Consider the following 14,483-nt stretch of genomic DNA (forward strand, 5'->3'; position numbering starts at 1 on the left):
TCGCCGCGTCGGCACCGCGCGCCGTGCCCGCGCCGCGTCCGGAACCTGAGGAGCCCGGCTTCCTCGACTCGCTGACCGACTACCTGCCCGCGATCGGCGCGGCGCTGCTCGTGGTCGTCGGCGGCATCGGCTACAACCGCTGGCGCGCGCGCCGCGACGCGGCCTCCCGCTCGGAGACCGCCTTCGCCGAAAGCCGCCTGGCGCCGGACTCGTTCTTCGGCCACAGCGGTGGCCAGCGCGTCGACACGCGTGACGCGTCGACCACCGGCCAGTCGTCGATGAGCTACTCGCTGAGCCAGCTCGACGCGATCGGCGACGTCGATCCGGTCGCCGAGGCCGACGTCTACCTGGCCTACGGCCGCGACCTGCAGGCCGAGGAAATCCTGAAGGAAGCGCTGCGCGCCAACCCCGAGCGCCTGGCGATCCGCCTGAAGCTGCTCGAGGTCTACGGCAAGCGCCGCGACATCAAGGGCTTCGAGCAACTGGCCGTCCAGCTGTACGCCGAGACCAAGGGCCAGGGCGAGGACTGGCTGAAGGTCCAGGAACTCGGCCGCCAGGTCGATCCGGACAATCCGCTGTACCAGCCCGGCGGCGCCCCGACGATGTTCGAGAGCGACGACGAGCGCCCCGAGCCGATGAACGCGAGCACGCTGCCCGCGACCGGCATGGCCCACCCGGGCGGTGGCGCGATCGCCCGCGCGGCGGCCGCCGCCGCGGCCGGTGTCGCCGCGGCACCGCGCGACAGCGGCCCGTCCAGCCTGATGGACCTGGACCTCGACCTGGACCTGGCGTCGCCGCCGGCGCCGGCGCCCGCGATGGCCGCCACGCAGGCGCTGCCGTCGTCGGCCAGCCAGGCGCCGATGAACATGGACCTGGACCTGAGCACGCCGCCCGCGGCGCCGACCGCGGCCAGCGCCCGCGAGCTCGAGTTCGACCTCGGCGACCTGGACGACCTGGGCGGCACGCCGTCCCCGTCGCCGGCCCCGCAGGCCCCCGAGTCGCTGGACTTCGACCTGTCGAGCATCGACCTGGACCTGCCCGCCACGACCCCGTCCGGCCGCGACGAGCGCACGATGGGCAAGGCCGGCGACGTCGAGGACATCGCCTCGGTGGACCTGCCCGACCTGGACGCGCTGCCCGACGCCAAGTCGACGACGCCGGACACGATGAGCCTGGACGACCTGGGCGTCGACCTCGACAGCATCGACCCGAACGACGACGAGGCGCTGCAGCGTCAGCTGGAGCTGGCCGAGGAGTTCCGCCAGATCGGCGACACCGAAGGCGCCCGCGACGTGCTGCAGGAGCTGGTCGGCAAGGCCAGCGGCCCGCTGAAGGACCGCGCGCAGCTGATGCTGGACTCGATGCGCTGAAGCCGTCGCGGGGCGGCGGGGCGTTCGCGCTTCGCTAAACTCGCGAGCTTCGCGACAAGGCGCTCGGCCTGGCCGGGCGCCTTTTCTTTTGGCCGTTCGCATTCGGCCATTCCTTCGTGATCCCTTCCTGACATCGGAGACGGCATGCGCGTGGCGCTGGGCGTGAGTTACCGCGGCGAGGCCTACAAGGGCTGGCAGAGCCAACCCGGCGGCGGCACCGTGCAGGACGCGCTCGAGGCGGCGCTGGCGCAGTTCGCCGCCCAGCCGATCCGCACGATCTGCGCCGGCCGCACCGACACCGGCGTCCACGGCCTGAACCAGGTGGTGCACTTCGACTCGCCGGTGGACCGCGAGCCGTTCTCGTGGGTGCGCGGCGTCAACCGCTACCTGCCGCGCGACATCGCCGTCCAGTGGTCGGCCTTTCCCGGCGAGGACTTCCACGCGCGCAACTGGGCGCGCGGCCGGCGCTACTGGTACCTGCTGCTGGAGTCGAACGTGCGGCCGTCGATCGAGTCCGGCGGCGTGGGCTGGACCTTCCGGCCGCTGGACGGCGACGCGATGCGCGACGCCGCATCGAGGCTGGTCGGCGAGCACGATTTCAGCTCCTTCCGCTCGGCCGAGTGCCAGGCGGCGTCGCCGGTGAAGATCCTGCGCCGCATCGAGATCCACAAGCGCGGCCCGTACTGGCGCTTCGAGTTCGACGGCATCGCCTTCCTGCATCACATGATCCGCAACATCATGGGCTGCCTGGTCGCCGTCGGCGCGGGGCTCAAGCCGCCGTCGTGGATGGACGAGGTGCTGGCCGCGCGCTCGCGCGACGCGGCGGCGCCGACCTTCCCGCCGGACGGGCTGTATTTCGTCGGCCCGACCTACGACGACCACCTCAACCTGCCGCGCCACACGGCGCCGATGGACTGGCTGCCCTGAGGCCGAGACCGACATGACCCGTACCCGCATCAAGATCTGCGGCCTGACCCGCGAAGCCGATGTCGACGCCGCCGTCCAGGCCGGCGCCGACGCGATCGGGCTGGTCCTCTACGACAAGAGCCCGCGCGCGGTGAGCATCGCGCGCGCCGCCGAGCTGGCGCGGCGCCTGCCGCCGTTCGTGACGCCGGTGGCGCTGTTCGTCAACGCGGCGCCCGAGGCGATCCAGGCCGCGCTGGACGCGATCCCGACGCTGACGCTGCAGTTCCACGGCGACGAGACGCCCGAGGACTGCGACCGCTGGTCGCGCCCCTACCTGCGCGCGGCCCGCATGGCACCGGGTTTCGATTTGCTAGACTTCGCGACTCGTTTCTCTCGCGCCCAGGCCGTGCTGGTCGACGCCTTCGTCGACGGCTACGGTGGGGGTGGAAAGGTCTTCGATTGGTCACTGCTGCCTCCAAGCGTTCCCTCTCCGGTCGTTTTGTCTGGTGGGTTGAGTGCAGCCAACGTGATCGATGGCGTGCGGCAGGTCCGGCCCTGGGCCGTTGACGTCAGTTCCGGCGTAGAGGCCGCCAAGGGCCTCAAGGACGCCGTGAAGATCCGCCAGTTCTGCGATGCCGTGCGCGAGGCCGACCGCCTGAAGTCGGTCTGATCCCTTCTTTGATCTCGCGCGGGCATCCTCACCGAGGACCCCTCATGTCCAAGACTTCCATTCCGTTCGCGACGGGCCCGCTCGAGGGCTACGCGCAACCGGACGCGCAAGGCCGTTTCGGCCCCGTGTCCACCGCCAATGCCCACGGCTACTACGGCGGCCGCTTCGTCGCGGAGACGCTGATCCACGCGCTCGACGAGCTGAACGAGGCCTACGCCCGCTACAGCCAGGACCCGGAGTTCATCCGCGAGTTCCAGTACGAGCTGGCGCACTTCGTCGGCCGGCCCAGCCCGATCTACCACGCCAAGCGGTTGAGCGAGGAGCTCGGCGGCGCGCAGATCTTCCTCAAGCGCGAGGACCTGAACCACACCGGCGCGCACAAGGTCAACAACACGATCGGCCAGGCGCTGCTCGCGCGCCGCATGGGCAAGAAGCGCGTCATCGCCGAGACCGGCGCCGGCCAGCACGGCGTGGCGACCGCCACGATCTGCGCCCGCTACGGCATGGAGTGCGTCGTGTACATGGGCTCCGAGGACGTGAAGCGCCAGTCGCCGAACGTCTACCGGATGAACCTGCTCGGCGCGACCGTCGTGCCGGTCGAGTCCGGCTCCAAGACGCTGAAGGACGCGCTCAACGAGGCGATGCGCGACTGGGTCACCAACATCGAGTCGACCTTCTACATCATCGGCACCGTCGCCGGCCCGCACCCGTATCCGATGATGGTCCGCGACTTCCAGCGCGTCATCGGCGACGAATGCCTGGTCCAGATGCCCGAGATGACCGGCCGCCAGCCCGATGCCGTCGTCGCCTGCGTGGGCGGCGGCAGCAACGCGATCGGCATTTTCTATCCGTACATCCCGCACGCGGGCGTGCGGCTGATCGGCGTCGAGGCGGCGGGGCAGGGCGTGGACACGCCCAAGCACGCGGCCACGCTGAGCGCCGGCTCGCCGGGCGTGCTGCACGGCAACCGCACCTACCTGCTGCAGGACGACGCGGGCCAGATCATCGAGACCCACTCGATCTCCGCCGGCCTGGACTACCCGGGCGTCGGTCCCGAGCACTCGTACCTGAAGGACATCGGCCGCGCGGAGTACGTCGGCGCGACCGACGCCGAGGCGCTCGCCGCCTTCCACCGGCTGTGCCGCACCGAGGGCATCATCCCGGCGCTCGAGTCCAGCCACGCGCTGGCGCATGCGATGAAGCTCGCGCCGACGATGCGCCCCGACCAGCAGCTGCTGGTGAACCTCTCGGGCCGCGGCGACAAGGACATCGGCACCGTCGCCGACCTGTCCGGCGCCGCCTACTTCGACCGGCCCTCGATGGCCGGCCATGCCGTCAAGGGAGGCGCGCAATGAGCCGCATCCAAGCCACCTTCGCCCGGCTGGGCGCCGAAGGCCGCAAGGCGCTGATCCCCTACGTCACCGCCGGCGACCCGTACGCCGACGTCACCGTCGAGCTGATGCTGGCGATGGCGCGCGCCGGGGCCGACGTGATCGAACTCGGCGTGCCGTTCTCCGATCCGATGGCCGACGGCCCCGTCATCCAGAAGGCCAGCGAACGCGCGCTGGCCAAGGGCATCACGCTGACCCGCGTGCTGGAGATGGTCCGCGAGTTCCGACGCCAGGACGACGCGACGCCGGTCGTGCTGATGGGCTACGCCAATCCGGTCGAGCGCTTCGGCCTGGAGCGCTTCGTGGCCGAGGCGCAGGCCGCCGGCGTCGACGGCGTGCTGGTGGTCGACTATCCGCCCGAGGAGTGCGAGGCCTTCGCCACCGCGCTGCAGGCCAAGGGGCTGGATCCGATCTTCCTGCTCGCGCCGACCTCGACCGACGAGCGCGTCGAGCGCCTGGGCCGGCTCGCCAGCGGCTACGTCTACTACGTCTCGCTCAAGGGCGTGACCGGGGCGGGCCACCTCGACACCAGCGCCGTCGCCGACGCGATGCCGCGCCTGCGCCGGCACGTGAAGGTGCCGCTGGGCGTGGGTTTCGGCATCCGGGACGGCGCCACGGCCGCCGCGGTGGCGCGCCATGCGGACGCGGTGGTCATCGGTTCGGCCCTGGTCCAGCGGATCGAGTCCCAGACAAGGGATAATGTCGCGATCCAGGCAGCGGCCTTCATCCGAGACATCCGCGCCGCGCTGGACGCCTGAGCGGGGCAATCTGTCCCGCTCTCGCGTTTGGCGATAGACATAGGAGCCCGCCATGAGTTGGCTTGAGAAACTTCTCCCGCCCAAGATCCAGCAGACCGATCCCGACCAGCGCCGCACGGTGCCCGAGGGCCTGTGGATCAAGTGCCCGTCCTGCGAGACGGTGCTCTACAAGACCGACCTCGAGCAGAACGTCAACGTCTGCCCGAAGTGCGGCCACCACCACCGCATCGGCGCCCGCGCCCGCCTGGACGCGTTCCTGGACGGGGAAGGGCGCTATGAGGTCGGCCAGGAGGTGCTGCCGGTCGACGCGCTGAAGTTCAAGGACAGCAAGAAGTACCCGGACCGGCTCAAGGAAGCGCTGGAGAACACTGGCGAGACCGACGCGCTGGTCGTCATGGGCGGCGCGGTGATGAGCATCCCGGTGGTCGTCGCCTGCTTCGAGTTCGACTTCATGGGCGGCTCGATGGGCTCGGTGGTCGGCGAGCGCTTCGCGCGCGGCGTCGAGACCGCGCTGGAACAGAAGACCCCCTTCATCTGCTTCACCGCCACCGGCGGCGCGCGGATGCAGGAAGGCCTGCTGTCGCTGATGCAGATGGCCAAGACCAACGCCGCGCTGTCCCGGCTGGCCAAGGCGAAGCTGCCCTACATCAGCGTGCTGACCGACCCGACGATGGGCGGCGTCTCGGCGAGCTTCGCGTTCGTCGGCGACATCGTCATCGCGGAGCCCAAGGCGCTGATCGGTTTCGCGGGCCCGCGCGTGATCGAGAACACCGTGCGCGAGAAGCTGCCCCCGGGCTTCCAGCGCGCCGAGTTCCTGATGGAGAAGGGCGCGATCGACATGATCGTGGACCGCCGCAAGCTGCGCGAGGTCGTTGCCCGCAACCTGGCCATCCTGCAGCGCCAGAGCTCCGACGCGGTCGCCTGAGCGCGCACCGCCGACCGCCCGACGCGGCGGTCCCGGCACTCAGCACGGCCAGACCCGCCCCGGTCTGGCCGTCTTCATTTGAGCCTGGGAAATCCTGATGTCTTCCACGAATCCTTCCTCCCCGACCGATCTCACCGTGCCCGTCCTGGCGCCCGGCGGCGATGCGCAGCAGGTGCTCGAGGCCTGGCTGGCCCGCTGCGAGCGCCTGCATCCGAAGGAGATCGACATGACGCTGGCGCGCGTGTCGGAAATGCGCCGCCGCCTGAAGCTGGACTTCGGGCCCGACACGCCGGTCGTGATGGTCGCCGGCACCAACGGCAAGGGCTCGACCTGCGCGATGCTGGAGAGCGTCGCGCTGCAGGCCGGCTACCGCGTGGGGCTGTACATCAAGCCGCACCTGGTGCACTTCCAGGAGCGTTGCCGCGTCGCCGGCGCGCCGGTGGACGCCGCCTCGCTGCTGCCGCACTTCGAGGCGGTCGAGCAGGCTCGCGGCGACCTGCAGCTGACCTACTTCGAGTTCACGACGCTGGCGATCCTGCACCGGCTGGCCGCGGAGCCGCTGGACCTGGTGATCCTGGAGGTCGGCCTGGGCGGGCGGCTGGACGCGGTCAACGCGATGGACGCCGACTGCAGCATCATCACCAGCATCGACCTGGACCACACCGAGTACCTCGGCCCGGACCGCGAGTCGGTGGGCCGCGAGAAGGCGCACATCATGCGCGCCGGCAGGCCGGCGATCGTGTCGGATCCGATGCCGCCGGCGTCGATCGCCGCCCATGCCGCGTCGGTCGGCGCCGACCTGCGCCAGCTGGGCCGCGACTTCAGCTACTCCGGCGACCGCCAGCAGTGGCAGTGGGCCGGGCGCGCGCGGCGCTACAGCGGCATGTCCTATCCGGCCTTGCGCGGCGTGAACCAGTTGCTGAACGCCGCCGGCGTGCTGGCGGCCTTCGAGGCGCTGTACGAGCGGCTGCCGATCTCCGCCCAGGCGGTGCGCGCCGGGCTGGCGCTGGTGGAGCTGCCGGGGCGCTTCCAGGTGATCCCGGGCTCGCCGATGCTGGTGCTGGACGTCGCGCACAACCCGCACGCGGTCGCGGCGCTGGCGCAGAACCTGGACCAGATGGGCTTCTATCCGCGCACCCGCGCGGTGTTCGGCGCGATGGCCGACAAGGACCTGGCCAACATCCTGGCCCGGATCTCGCCGCTGGTCGATCACTGGCATTTCTGCGACCTGCCGATCGCCCGTGCGGCGACCGCCCAGGCGCTGCGCGAGCGCTTCGACGAGGCGCGCGCCGCCGGCACGCTGCAAACGCCCAAGGACGTGGGCGCGTCGCTGCATCCGGACCCCGCGTCGGCGCTGGCCGCCGCCGCGGCCGAGGCGGACCCCGCTGATAGAATTTTGGTCTTCGGTTCGTTCTTCACCGTGGGTGGCGTGCTCAAGCACGGCGTCCCGCGATTGGGCAGCGGCGTCCAGCCGGAAGCCGACGCCCATTGAACGCATCGCAACGCTGCATTCGAACCTGTCGCAGTTGAAGTCGGCGGCCCTGTCCGTAGATGCGGAAGGGCCGCTTTCCGCTCCAGGGGAGCAACAGCGCGGCATCAACCAGGCCTTTCGACTCCATGGGTTTTCTGTCCTTCCTGAAGCGTGGCGGAGCGAACGACTCCGGCGACCGGGGCGCTGAGCGCGGTGGCGATCGCGGCCGTTCCGGCGACGGCGGGCGCGGTCGCGGCCGTGGCGGCGCCGAGGCCGTGGACGACGTCCAGCAGCTGCGCATCAGGGCGCGCCGCCGGCTGATCGGCGCGGCGGTGCTCGTGGGCGTCGCGGTGATCGTGTTCCCGCTGCTGTTCGAGACCCAGCCGCGCCCGATCCCGGTCGACCTGCCGATCGACATCCCGCGCAAGGACGGCGCCGTGCCGCTGGCGATTCCCACGCCGGCCGCCCCCGCGACCCGTGCCCAGGGCGCCGACGGCGACGCGGGCCGCGGCATCATCACCGAGTCCGCCGAGCAGGCCGCCGGCGACCGCGCGGTCCCGCCGCCCGAGGCGCCGCCGACGCGCGCCGCCCAGGCCACGCAACCGGTCGCGGACCCGGTCCCGGCCACCCGCGCCGACCCCCGGCCCGACGAGCGCGCCACGATGGCCGAGCCGGCCCGTCCGCGCGCCGAAGCCAAGCCCGAATCGAGACCCGAGCCCAAGCCGGAGGCCCGCGCGGAGCGCAAGCCCGAGGCGAAGCCGGAAGTCCGCGCCGAGGCCAGGCCGGAGCGCAAGCCCGAGCCGAAACCCGAATCGAAGCCCGACACCCGCGCGGCCGAGGCCGCCCGCGCGCAGGCGCTGCTGGAAGGCCGCTCGACCTCGGACAAGAAGCCGGACGCGGCCGCCTCGGGCGGGCGCTTCATCGTGCAGGTCGGCGCCTATGCCGACGGCAAGGCGGCGCAGGACGTCCGCGCCAAGGTCGAACGCCTGGGCCTGAAGACCTACACGCAGGCGGTCGACACCGCCGACGGCAAGCGCATCCGCGTGCGGGTGGGGCCGTTCGCTTCCCGGGACGAGGCCGACAAGGCCGCGGCGAGGGTCCGCGGCGGCGGCCTCGCGCCCGCCGTGCTGACGCTCTGACCGGCCCGGCACGGAGACCGCCTCGATGGACCGCCATGACGCCCCCGCGCCGAGCCGCTCCCCGCGATGAACTGGGTCGACCTCGCCCTGCTGGGCCTGTGCGTCGCGTCCGTGCTGCTGGGCGCGTGGCGCGGCCTGGTGTTCGAGCTGATGACGCTGGCGGGCTGGCTGGTGGCCTACGCGGCCGCGCCGTACGTGGCGCCGGCGGTCGAGCGCCTGCTCCCGCTGGACAAGGCCGGCCCGACGATGACGCACGCGCTGGGGCTGGTGATCGCCTTCGTGCTGGTGCTGCTGGTCTGGGGCCTGGGCGCCAAGCTGATCCGGGCGCTGATCCACGCGACGCCGCTGGGGCTGCTGGACCGGCTTGGCGGCGCGGCGTTCGGCGTGCTGCGCGCGGCGCTGCTGGCGCTGCTGGCGACCGTCATCGTCGGCATGACGCCGGCCGTCCGGTCCGAGGCCTGGACCGGCTCGCAGGCCGCGCCGTGGCTGACGGCGGCGCTGGCGCAGGTCCGGCCGCTGTTGCCCGAGGCCCTGCACGACTACATTCCGGCCTGAGCGTCACGAGCGCCCAGGCCTTCGCTTTCCTCCCGTTCCAAGAGCATTGAAGGACCTCCCATGTGCGGCATCGTCGGTGTGATTTCCAAGGCGCCGGTCAACCAGCTGATCTATGACGCGCTGCTGCTGCTGCAGCATCGCGGCCAGGACGCGGCCGGCATCGTCACGATGCAGGGCCAGAAGTGCTTCATGCACAAGGCCCGCGGCATGGTGCGCGACGTGTTCCGCACCCGCAACATGCGCGGCCTGCCGGGCAACGTCGGCCTCGGCCAGGTCCGTTACCCGACCGCCGGCAACGCCTACAGCGAGGAAGAGGCCCAGCCCTTCTACGTCAACGCGCCCTACGGCATCGTGCTGGTGCACAACGGCAACCTGACCAACGCGCACGCGCTGAAGGCGGAGCTGTTCGAGGTCGACCGCCGCCACATCAACACCGAGAGCGACACCGAGGTGCTGATCAACGTGCTGGCCCACGAGCTGGAGATGGCCGGCCGCGACCTGCCGCTGACGCCGGCGCAGATCTTCAAGGCGGTGAGCACGGTCCACAAGCGCATCAAGGGCTCGTACGGCGTGATCGCGCTGATCGCCGGCCATGGCCTGCTCGCCTTCCGCGATCCCTACGGCATCCGCCCGCTGTGCTTCGGCCAGTCCGGCGACGGCGAGGTGATGGTCGCCAGCGAGAGCGTGGCGCTCGAAGGCACCGGCCACACGCTGACGCGCGACCTCGCGCCCGGCGAAGCCCTGTTCATCGACACCCAAGGCACGATCCACACGCAGCAGTGCGCGGAGAACCCGACGCTCAATCCCTGCATGTTCGAGTTCGTCTACCTGGCGCGCCCGGATTCGGTGATGGACGGCATCTCGGTCTACCAGGCCCGGCTGAACATGGGCGAGACGTTGGCCCAGCGCCTGATCTCGACGATCCCGCCCAGCGAGATCGACGTCGTCATCCCGATCCCCGAATCCAGCCGCCCGTCGGCGATGCAGCTCGCGCACCGCATCGGCAAGCCGTACCGCGAGGGCTTCGTCAAGAACCGCTACGTCGGCCGGACCTTCATCATGCCGGGCCAGTCCACGCGCAAGAAGTCGGTGCGCCAGAAGCTCAACGCGATCGGCCTGGAGTTCAAGGGCCGCAACGTGCTGCTGGTGGATGACTCCATCGTGCGGGGCACGACCTCCAAGGAGATCGTGCAGATGGCCCGCGAGGCCGGCGCCAAGAAGGTCTACCTGGCCTCCGCCGCGCCGCCGGTGCGTTTCCCCAACGTCTACGGCATCGACATGCCGACGAAGGAGGAACTGATCGCCCATGGCCGCTCGATCGAGGAGATCCGCCAGTTCATCGGCGCCGACGCGCTGATCTACCAGGACGTCGACGCGATGAAGCGCGTCGTCGGCCAGCTGCGCCCGGGGCTCAACGGCTTCGAGGCCTCGTGCTTCGACGGGACCTACATCACCGGCGACGTGTCGGCCGAGGACTTCGCGACGATGCAGGCGCAACGCCAGTCGCAGCCCGAGGAAGAGGACCTGCCGGCGCGCAGCCGCCTGGCGCTGCAGAGCGGCGGGGACCAGTGATGGCCAACGGCAAGCAGGGAGGCATCCCGCGCGTGGACCTGCCCGAGGACGTCCGCCTGGACACGCTGGCGGTCCGCGAGGGCCTGCCGCCGTCGCCCTGGGGCGAGAACTCCGAGGCGCTGTACCTGACCAGCTCCTTCGTGCATCCGGACGCGGCCACCGCCGCGCGCCGCTTCGCCAACGAGGAGGAGGCCTTCGTCTACAGCCGCTTCTCCAATCCGACGGTCATGATGATGGAGCGCCGCCTGGCCGCGCTCGAGGGCACCGAGGCCTGCATCGCGACCTCCTCGGGCATGTCCGCGATCATGCTGCTGGTCATGGGGCTGCTGAAGTCGGGCGACCACGTCGTGTGCTCGCGCTCGGTGTTCGGCTCGACGATCAAGCTGCTGCAGGGCGAGTTCGGCAAGTTCGGCATCCAGACCACCTTCGTGTCGCAGACCGACCTGGCCGAGTGGCAGGCCGCGCTGCGGCCCGAGACGAAGCTGCTGTTCGCCGAGACCCCGACCAATCCGCTGACCGAGGTCTGCGACGTCGCGGCGCTGGCCGGCATCGCCCATGGCCACGGCGCGCTGCTGGCGGTCGACAACTGCTTCGCGTCGCCGGCGCTGCAGCAGCCCGCGAAGATGGGCGCGGACTTCATCATCCATTCGGGCACGAAGTACCTGGACGGCCAGGGCCGCGTGATCGCCGGCGCGATCTGCGCGTCGGCGAAGTTCGTCGACGAGGTGTTCACGCCGGTGATGCGCTCGGTGGGCATGTCGCTGTCGCCGTTCAACGCCTGGGTCGTGCTCAAGGGCATGGAGACGCTGTCGGTGCGCATGAAGGCGCAGACCGCCAGCGCCGCCGTGCTGGCCGCGTGGCTGGAATCGCATCCGGCGATCGAGCGCGTCTACTACCCCGGGCTGAAATCCCATCCGCAACATGAGCTGGCGATGCGCCAGCAAGGCGGGCAGGGCGGGGCGGTGGTGTCGTTCATCGTCAAGGGCGGCGCCGAGGACAACGGCCGCGCCGCGGCCTTCCACGTGATCGACAAGACCCGGATCTGCTCGATCACCGCCAACCTCGGCGACACCAAGACCACCATCACCCATCCGGCCAGCACCTCGCACGGCCGGCTCACCGAGCCGCAGCGCCAGGCGGCCGGCATCACGCAGGGGCTGATCCGCGTCGCGGTCGGCCTCGAAGACATCGACGACATCAAGGGCGACCTGGCCCGCGGTTTGAACTCCCTATGACGACTCCCTCCACGCCTGTCCGTACCCGCATCGCCCCGTCGCCGACCGGTTTCCTGCACCTGGGCACGGCACGCACGGCGCTGTTCTCGTGGGCCTACGCGCGTCACCACGGCGGCCAGTTCGTGCTGCGCATCGAGGACACCGACGTCGCGCGTTCGACGCAGGACTCGGTCGAGCAGATCCTGGCGTCGATGCAGTGGCTGGGCCTCGACTACGACGAGGGCCCGATCTACCAGATGCAGCGCCTGGAGCGCTACCACGCGGTCATCGAGCAGATGATCGCGGCCGGCACCGCCTACCGCTGCTACTGCACGCCGGAGGAGCTCGCGGCGATGAAGGCGGGCCAGGAGGCGCGCGGCGAGAAGCGCCGCTACGACGGCACCTGGCGTCCCGAGGCGGGCAAGACGCTGCCGGCGATCCCGGACGGCGTGACGCCGGTGGTCCGGTTCAAGAATCCGCTCGACGGCGACGTGACCTGGGACGACGTGGTCAAGGGGCCGATCACGATCAACAACCGCGAGATCGACGACCTGATCCTGCTGCGTCCGGACGGCGTGCCGACCTACAACTTCGCGGTCGTGATCGACGACTGGGACATGAGGATCACCCATGTCTTCCGCGGCGACGAGCACATCAACAACACGCCCTGGCAGATCAACCTGTTCAACGCGCTCGGCGCCCAACTCCCGGCGTTCGGGCATATCCCGGTGATCCTGGGCGACGACGGGCAGAAGCTGTCCAAGCGCCGCGGCGCGGTCAGCGTGACCGCCTACGAGGACAACGGCTACCTGCCCGAGGCGATGCTGAACTACCTGTCCCGCCTGGGCTGGAGCCACGGCGACGACGAGTTGTACAGCCTGGAGCAACTGGTGTCCTGGTTCGATGGCAGCCACATCTCCAAGAGCCCGGCGCAATGGGACCCGGCCAAGCTGGAATGGGTGAACGGGCACTACATCAAGCAGGCCGACGACGCGCGGCTGGCGACGCTGGTGACGGCGCAACTGGCCAAGCGGGGCCTGGCAGCGCCGGCGCGGCTGGAGGCGATGTGCGGCCTGTTCAAGGACCGCTGCGGCACGACGGTCGCGCTGGCCGACTGGCTCGCGATGTATGTGTCGCCGGTGACGCCGACCGAGACCGATCGCGCGCAGCACCTCACCGACGCGGTCAAGCCGGCGGTGCTGGCGCTGGCCGACGCGCTCGAGGCGCTGCCCACGTGGGACAAGGCCGCGATCAGCGGCGCGATCAAGGCGACCATCGCCGCGCATGGCCTGAAGATGCCGCAACTGGCGATTCCGGTGCGCGTGCTGGCTTGCGGCCGTTCGCAGACGCCGTCGGTCGATGCGGTGCTGGAACTCTTCGACAAAGAAATTTTGTTGAACCGCTTGCGTTCCGTTTAAAACTCGGTCTATACTCTCGTTCTCGCTTGAACAGCGCGTTGTTCGAAACGAACTTTGACGCGGCAGACGGTGAATCAAAACGGGGAGCGCGAGCTCCCCGACGAGATTCAAGGAAGCCGAAAAGAAGCCGGATCGAATCCCCGAAGGGGGTATAGCTCAGCTGGGAGAGCGCTTGCATGGCATGCAAGAGGTCAGCGGTTCGATCCCGCTTACCTCCACCAAACTTCGGTTTGCGTGGCGCGCGGTTCAAGGAAGAAGGTTTAGTCCCCTTCGTCTAGAGGCCTAGGACACCACCCTTTCACGGTGATTACAGGGGTTCGAATCCCCTAGGGGACGCCAAGTTTTCGAGCTTGGTTACTGACCGGAAGTTGATCGAGAAAATCGAAAATTCTTCGGAAATCGATTTGATCGTTGTCAAAATCAGGTATAGTAACGAAATCGACGCGGCGCTGACATCAAGCGATTGATGAAAGCAAAGCGAGAAGAGTTTGATGCGACGAATCGAAAGATTCCAAGTATCTGGAGTGGTAGTTCAGTTGGTTAGAATACCGGCCTGTCACGCCGGGGGTCGCGGGTTCGAGCCCCGTCCACTCCGCCAACACCATTGAGACTCGGGCTGCGTACCGATTCGATGCGAAAGCATTCGGGGGTATAGCTCAGCTGGGAGAGCGCTTGCATGGCATGCAAGAGGTCAGCGGTTCGATCCCGCTTACCTCCACCAGAACTCCTTCGGGAGGCTGGAGCGCAGACCGGGTAGCAATAGAAGGTACAGTCCCCTTCGTCTAGAGGCCTAGGACACCACCCTTTCACGGTGATTACAGGGGTTCGAATCCCCTAGGGGACGCCAAGTTTGACAAGGCTTGGCTGCATCGCGGTTCTGAATGGAATCGAGTGCTTGCAGCGAAACTTGTTCGCTAACGATATCGACGCACCGAATAGCGTCGTATCTGGAGTGGTAGTTCAGTTGGTTAGAATACCGGCCTGTCACGCCGGGGGTCGCGGGTTCGAGCCCCGTCCACTCCGCCAACATTGAAACCCTGTCGATGCAAGTCGACAGGGTTTTTTCTTTTCCGACGTCGAATGATTTGGCGGAA

At 69.4% G+C, this 14,483-nt stretch carries 12 protein-coding genes and 6 tRNA genes; all 18 read left to right on the forward strand.

Features of this window, described 5'->3' with window-relative positions:
- A partial coding sequence (locus N5D62_RS22185) for a FimV/HubP family polar landmark protein (RefSeq protein WP_279760069.1) occupies window positions 1-1,370 on the forward strand: 1,370 nt, incomplete at its 5' end.
- 144 nt (window positions 1,371-1,514) lie between these two features.
- Entirely contained in the window at window positions 1,515-2,297 is a 783-nt protein-coding gene (gene truA, locus N5D62_RS22190) for a tRNA pseudouridine(38-40) synthase TruA (RefSeq protein WP_279760070.1), read from the forward strand.
- A 13-nt stretch (window positions 2,298-2,310) separates the two neighbouring features.
- Complete coding sequence (locus N5D62_RS22195) at window positions 2,311-2,946, forward strand: phosphoribosylanthranilate isomerase (RefSeq protein WP_279760071.1); 636 nt, start codon at window positions 2,311-2,313, stop codon at window positions 2,944-2,946.
- A gap of 44 nt (window positions 2,947-2,990) precedes the next feature.
- Entirely contained in the window at window positions 2,991-4,301 is a 1,311-nt protein-coding gene (gene trpB / locus N5D62_RS22200; RefSeq protein WP_279760072.1) for a tryptophan synthase subunit beta, read from the forward strand.
- Window positions 4,298-5,095, forward strand: coding sequence for a tryptophan synthase subunit alpha (gene trpA / locus N5D62_RS22205; RefSeq protein ID WP_279760073.1), 798 nt, complete (start codon window positions 4,298-4,300; stop codon window positions 5,093-5,095). Before trpB ends, trpA begins: the two co-directional genes overlap by 4 nt.
- Before the next feature lie 52 nt (window positions 5,096-5,147).
- Window positions 5,148-6,020 carry an acetyl-CoA carboxylase, carboxyltransferase subunit beta gene (accD, locus tag N5D62_RS22210; protein WP_279760074.1) on the forward strand — a complete coding sequence of 291 codons (873 nt, stop codon included), beginning with the start codon at window positions 5,148-5,150 and terminating at the stop codon, window positions 6,018-6,020.
- A 97-nt stretch (window positions 6,021-6,117) separates the two neighbouring features.
- A complete protein-coding gene (gene folC, locus N5D62_RS22215) occupies window positions 6,118-7,512 on the forward strand; it encodes a bifunctional tetrahydrofolate synthase/dihydrofolate synthase (RefSeq protein WP_279760075.1) in 1,395 nt (464 codons plus the stop codon).
- 125 nt (window positions 7,513-7,637) lie between these two features.
- Window positions 7,638-8,630 carry an SPOR domain-containing protein gene (locus N5D62_RS22220; RefSeq protein ID WP_279760076.1) on the forward strand — a complete coding sequence of 331 codons (993 nt, stop codon included), beginning with the start codon at window positions 7,638-7,640 and terminating at the stop codon, window positions 8,628-8,630.
- Between the two features lie 66 nt (window positions 8,631-8,696).
- Window positions 8,697-9,185 carry a CvpA family protein gene (locus N5D62_RS22225; RefSeq protein WP_279760077.1) on the forward strand — a complete coding sequence of 163 codons (489 nt, stop codon included), beginning with the start codon at window positions 8,697-8,699 and terminating at the stop codon, window positions 9,183-9,185.
- A 60-nt stretch (window positions 9,186-9,245) separates the two neighbouring features.
- Window positions 9,246-10,757 (forward strand): amidophosphoribosyltransferase, encoded by a 1,512-nt coding sequence (gene purF, locus N5D62_RS22230; protein WP_279760078.1) that lies wholly within the window; start codon window positions 9,246-9,248, stop codon window positions 10,755-10,757.
- Window positions 10,757-11,992, forward strand: coding sequence for an O-succinylhomoserine sulfhydrylase (locus N5D62_RS22235; RefSeq protein ID WP_279760079.1), 1,236 nt, complete (start codon window positions 10,757-10,759; stop codon window positions 11,990-11,992). Before purF ends, N5D62_RS22235 begins: the two co-directional genes overlap by 1 nt.
- On the forward strand, window positions 11,989-13,389 hold the full coding sequence (gene gltX / locus N5D62_RS22240) for a glutamate--tRNA ligase (protein ID WP_279760080.1): 1,401 nt from the start codon (window positions 11,989-11,991) through the stop codon (window positions 13,387-13,389). Before N5D62_RS22235 ends, gltX begins: the two co-directional genes overlap by 4 nt.
- Window positions 13,390-13,534: 145 nt before the next feature.
- Window positions 13,535-13,610 (forward strand) — tRNA-Ala (locus N5D62_RS22245).
- Window positions 13,611-13,652: 42 nt separating this feature from the next.
- A tRNA-Glu gene (locus N5D62_RS22250) sits at window positions 13,653-13,728 on the forward strand.
- A gap of 182 nt (window positions 13,729-13,910) precedes the next feature.
- Window positions 13,911-13,987: transfer RNA gene (locus N5D62_RS22255), tRNA-Asp, on the forward strand.
- A 47-nt stretch (window positions 13,988-14,034) separates the two neighbouring features.
- Window positions 14,035-14,110, forward strand: a tRNA-Ala gene (locus tag N5D62_RS22260).
- Window positions 14,111-14,160: 50 nt separating this feature from the next.
- Window positions 14,161-14,236: transfer RNA gene (locus tag N5D62_RS22265), tRNA-Glu, on the forward strand.
- 102 nt (window positions 14,237-14,338) lie between these two features.
- Window positions 14,339-14,415: transfer RNA gene (locus N5D62_RS22270), tRNA-Asp, on the forward strand.
- Window positions 14,416-14,483 lie beyond the last annotated feature (68 nt).

Origin of the sequence: Mitsuaria sp. GD03876, from assembly GCF_029840635.1 — a bacterium.
Taxonomy (GTDB): Bacteria; Pseudomonadota; Gammaproteobacteria; order Burkholderiales; family Burkholderiaceae_C; genus Roseateles.